This is a genomic window from Oscillibacter sp. (assembly GCF_031978065.1).
Taxonomy (GTDB): domain Bacteria; phylum Bacillota; class Clostridia; order Oscillospirales; family Oscillospiraceae; genus Oscillibacter.
Window position 1 is genome coordinate 1 of record NZ_DALZCH010000163.1, and the last position, 4,540, is coordinate 4,540.

Annotated in this window: 5 protein-coding genes; 4 read left to right on the forward strand and 1 reads right to left on the reverse strand. The window is 50.2% G+C overall.

Annotated elements, in window-relative coordinates; genetic code table 11:
- Positions 1-293 precede the first annotated feature (293 nt).
- Positions 294-1,217: a hydroxymethylglutaryl-CoA lyase gene (locus RTK01_RS15920; protein WP_312281912.1), complete on the reverse strand. Its 924-nt coding sequence runs from the start codon at positions 1,215-1,217 to the stop codon at positions 294-296.
- Positions 1,218-1,607: 390 nt separating this feature from the next.
- On the opposite strand from RTK01_RS15920, the gene RTK01_RS15925 reads away from it, so the two are divergent.
- From RTK01_RS15925 to RTK01_RS15940, 4 genes are all read left to right on the forward strand, one after another.
- Positions 1,608-2,408 carry a TIM barrel protein gene (locus RTK01_RS15925; RefSeq protein WP_312281913.1) on the forward strand — a complete coding sequence of 267 codons (801 nt, stop codon included), beginning with the start codon at positions 1,608-1,610 and terminating at the stop codon, positions 2,406-2,408.
- Positions 2,409-2,442: 34 nt separating this feature from the next.
- Entirely contained in the window at positions 2,443-3,321 is an 879-nt protein-coding gene (locus tag RTK01_RS15930; protein WP_312281914.1) for a shikimate dehydrogenase, read from the forward strand.
- 24 nt (positions 3,322-3,345) lie between these two features.
- On the forward strand, positions 3,346-3,909 hold the full coding sequence (locus RTK01_RS15935; protein WP_312281915.1) for a TRAP transporter small permease: 564 nt from the start codon (positions 3,346-3,348) through the stop codon (positions 3,907-3,909).
- Positions 3,909-4,540 (forward strand): TRAP transporter large permease subunit (locus RTK01_RS15940; RefSeq protein ID WP_312281916.1); only part of this gene is annotated, 632 nt, incomplete at its 3' end. The genes RTK01_RS15935 and RTK01_RS15940, both read left to right, overlap by 1 nt.

The window sequence follows — 4,540 nt, forward strand, 5'->3', positions numbered from 1 at the left end:
CAAGGTTGCCCCCCTGCTGACCGACGCCGTTCGCGCCGCCAAGGCCGGGAAGTAAGCGTTACTTTTTAAGTAAACGTGTTCCGCCATCCGATCGGATGGCGGAACACGTTTTTTATGTAGAGGTCGTTAATTTTAACTGCCCGCTACACTCCCCTTCTCTGGTATTCGGCTATTCTTTTCCCGCACCCTCAGATAGTAGCTTTCGTTTTTTACGTTTATACACTATGTCAAAGCGGCATGACCTTTCGGTCATGCCGCTTTTTTTATAAGAATGGAGAGCAGCCAGCTCCACGTCAGTTGTTGCGCATCTGGATCAGATCCCGGGAGCGGCCCGCACGCAGAATATAACTATCTGTGGCGTGCCCCAAAAGCTGCCTGAGCTGACGCGAAAGGGCAATCACTTTTACAATGTCAATTCCCGTGTCGATTCCCGACTCTTCACACATATGGAGCACATCCTCGGTGGAAATATTGCCGGCAGCTCCCGGAACAAATGGGCAGCCGCCAAGACCGCCGAAGGAACTGTCAAACTGAGTCATTCCGGCCTCCATGGCAGCCAAAATGTTGGCCATGGCCAGACCTCGGGTGTTGTGAAAATGCAGCCACCAAGATATCTGCGGATATACTTCCCGTACATGTGCGCACATATCAAAGACCTGATTGGGAACTGCCATACCAGATGCGTCTGAAAGGGAAATCTCTGTTATGCCCACCTTTAAATAGGCTTGGATAATCGCATCCACCTCTTCCTGCGGAATTCGTCCCTCCCACGGGGAGGCAAAGGGCATGGAAATGGACCCAGAAATTTCGATTCCTTGATTCTCAGCCGCCTGAACACAGGACGCAAATCCCGCAACGCTTTCCTCCGGAGTCATATTTAGATTTTTCAGGTTGTGCTGCCGACTGGCAGAGACGTTCAGCTTGACCTTTTTGCAGCCGCAGTCCACCGCGCGCTGTACTCCTCTCAGATTTGGAATCAGGGCGCGAAGTTCCACACCCGGGACATTCCCAATCAAACGGTATATCTCGTCGGTATCCGCCATTTGAGGAACCGCCTTGGGGTTCATAAAAGAGCCGACCTCAATTACCCGGAATCCCGCATCAATCAACCCGTCCAACAATTCCAACTTTTTTTGAGTGGAAAGTTGCTCCTTCTCGTTTTGCAGTCCATCTCTTAAGCCAACCTCACATAGTGTCACGAATGACGGCAGTTTCATTACTAATCCCTCCAATTTTACATTTTTCTTTATATTAAGAAATGCTGGGAAAAGAATCCAATACATTTTTTATATCATCGCATAGATTGCCTTTATCACGAAATTTAAGAGAACCTGTCGGCTTCATTTTTACCCTCTCGCGCAGCCAATACATTCATAATTCGACTTGCACATGCTCAGCGTTTTGTAGATATCCAACAATTAATTTGTAAAAAATTTTGGGTAATGGAAGAAATAAAACGAACAAATTTGCTCTAATTATGAAAAATATTGATAGATAAATAAAAAATAAGCATTAGACTTATTTTGTATCTTTAATATAAAATTGAGCCATAGCAAAGCGAAAATTAGCAATTTTGCCTAGCGCACATGAAAGGAGTCCAGACAACCATGAAGCAATTTTCGTTGGCATATCTGACGGTTCCGGGAATTGACCCATTGGATCAGATTGCCATTGCCCAAGATGCGGGTTTTGATTTTGTCAGTTTACGAACAATTCCCATGGGACTTCCCGGCGAGCCTCCCGTCTGTTTGGAACGGGACCCGGACTTGGCCAGAGCCATTCAAAAAAAACTTCAGGATACAGGAATGAAGCTTTTGGACATTGAACTGATGCGTATCCGGGAAGATCTTCCCTCCGACTACCGCGAAGCTTTTGAGCAGGGTGCCAAGTTGGGTGCAACACAGGTGCTGTCCAGCGTCTGGACGCAGGATTACAATTTTGCCGTTGATCGACTGGGTATGCTCTGTGAGCAGGCAAATCAATTTGGGTTGACTGTTAATCTGGAATTTCCTGCTGTCTCCGGGCTGACAACCCTGGCCGATACCGTCAAAATTCAGGATCAGATAAATGCTCCAAATCTTAAAATTTTGATGGACATGATTTATGCTTACTGGGACAAAGTTACACCTGAGGACATCCGCGCTCTGGCGCCGGAGCGGTTTGGCCTGATTCACCTGTGCGACTGCCCAAAGGAGATGAACACCGAATTCATGCAGGTGGTTCGTGAGGGGCGGGCTTACTGCGGAGAAGGCACGGTGGACATTGCGGGGCTGCTGAAGGCGCTTCCTGATAATCCATGCTCCATTGAATTGCCCAATATCCAAAACATTGCAAAGCTAGGCGCCGCCGGACATGTGGCCCGCTGTCTGGAAACCGCCAAAGCATATTGTACACAGCACGGTGTGTAATCATCTACTTAAAATACAGAAAAGAGGTTACCCCATGAACATCGACATCAGCACAAAAATGGTTACACTGATCGGCACGCCTCTGGATCAGTCCTTTGCCGCCCGGATGCAGAACGCCGGTTATGAGGACGCCGGACTGAACATGCTCTATTTTTACACAGAGGCGGACAAGGAGCATCTGGGCGACATTGTGAACGGATTGCGCTATATGAATTTTGCCGGTTTTGCCGTTACAAAACCGAACAAGGTCCGGGTTCTGCGCTATCTCGATGAGTTGGACCCCTTGTGCCGGAAGATGGGCGCCAGCAATACGGTAGTCAAGACAAAGGACGGCAAATTGATCGGTTACAACACTGACGGCATCGGCTTTTACACATCACTTACGCAGGATGGCGGCATTGAGGTGGACCAGTCCGTGTTCTTCTGCTTCGGCGGCGGCGGCGCCGGAAGGGCCATATGCTCCGTTCTTGCCCATTATGGAGCGAGAAAAATTTACATAACCGATGCATTTGAGCCTTGTGCTAAATCGCTGGCCGCAGACATCAACGAGAACTTCGCTCCGGTGGCCGAATTTGTGCATTATGAGGACTTTTCCAAGCTGGCCGCTTGTGACGTGGTGTTGAACGCCAGCGGCGTCGGTATGGGGGCTTCCATCGGGCAGTCTCCCATGCCTACCGAGCATATACAGCCCAGCCAGTTCTATTTTGACGCCTGCTATAATCCGGACAAAACCCAGTTCTTGCTCAACGCTGAGGAAAAGGGCTGCCGGGTCCTTAACGGACTGGACATGTCGCTCTATCAGGGTGCCGCGCAGATTGAGCTGTGGACTGGGCAAAAGCCGCCTGTGGAGGCCATGCGTCGGGAGTTGCTGGCCATTCTGGCCGAACAAAGCCAGCGACCATCTCTCAAATAGATACAAGTAAATAGGAGGTAGAAGATGAAAGCGCTTAAATGGCTGGATGACCACTTTGAGGAATCCATTTTGGTCATTTTACTTGTGGTAATTTCCTGCGTCAGTTTGATTCAGGTTATTATCCGAAACATTCCTTGGATTCCCTCCCTGCAGTGGGCAGAGGAATTCTGCCGCTTCTGTTGGATATGGAGCGTGTTTATTTCCTTGCCTTATACCATTCGAAAGGGCAACATGCTTCGTGTCAGCGTACTGCTAGACTTGCTCTCCGGGTTCCTGCGCAAGGTTATCAACATTTTGGTGGACCTGGTTACCACCGGATCCATGGCCCTGCTGGCTGTTTACTCCGTGACAGTCGTCAAAAACGTAATGAGTAGCGGTGAGGCTTCTCCGGCCATGCTGTGGCCCATGTGGATTGTATACATCGTGATGCTCATCGGCTTTGCTCTTGGAACCGTCCGGGGCTTGCAGCAGGCCATCATCCATGTGATTCATTTCAAAGAAAAAGAGCTAACCACCTTGGAGCAAACCATGCAGGATGCGGCCGAAGAGGCCGAACTGGCCAAGGGTGAGAAAGGAGCGGGCGAATAATGGCGGCATTATTGGTATTTATCGTATTTTTGGTGGCCATTGCGGTCTCTGTTCCTATTGGTATCAGCATGATTTTAGGCTCCGCCGCTCCTATCTTTCTGATGGATAAAGGCGGCTCCATTGCGCAGCTGCTGAATAACGCTTTCTCCGGCGCCAACTCCACCCCCATTCTGGCAGTCCCCCTGTTTATTCTGGGTGGCGTTATTATGGCGGAGGGCGGCATTTCCAAAAAGCTTTTCAACTTCTTTGCTTATTTTGTGGGCCGCCTTCCCGGCGGCGTCCCCTGCGCGGTGGTTATGACCTGTTTGTTCTATGGAGCAATCTCCGGCTCCGGACCGGCCACCACCGCCGCCGTAGGTTCCATGTGCATTCCTTTCATGGTCAGTCTGGGCTATGAGCGCCGGTGGAGCGCGGGACTGATTGCCGTGGCCGGAGGTCTGGGCGTCATTATTCCGCCCTCCATCCCCTTTGTACTCTACTCTCTGGCCACGGGTGTGTCCACCGGTGACCTGTTTCTGGGCGGTGTGTTCCCCGGTATCTTAATTGGCTTATTCCTGATGGCCTACGCCGTTATTTATTGTGTGCGCAATGGCGAGGACCGCACATTGATTAATCAGAAGATGACCGAGCT

Bases quoted from the DNA above. Each gene is read 5' to 3' on its own strand.
- RTK01_RS15920 (WP_312281912.1), bottom strand. From the start codon at position 1,217: ATGAAACTGCCGTCATTCGTGACACTATGTGAGGTTGGCTTAAGAGAT.
- RTK01_RS15925 (WP_312281913.1), top strand. From the start codon at position 1,608: ATGAAGCAATTTTCGTTGGCATATCTGACGGTTCCGGGAATTGACCCA.
- RTK01_RS15930 (WP_312281914.1), top strand. From the start codon at position 2,443: ATGAACATCGACATCAGCACAAAAATGGTTACACTGATCGGCACGCCT.
- RTK01_RS15935 (WP_312281915.1), top strand. From the start codon at position 3,346: ATGAAAGCGCTTAAATGGCTGGATGACCACTTTGAGGAATCCATTTTG.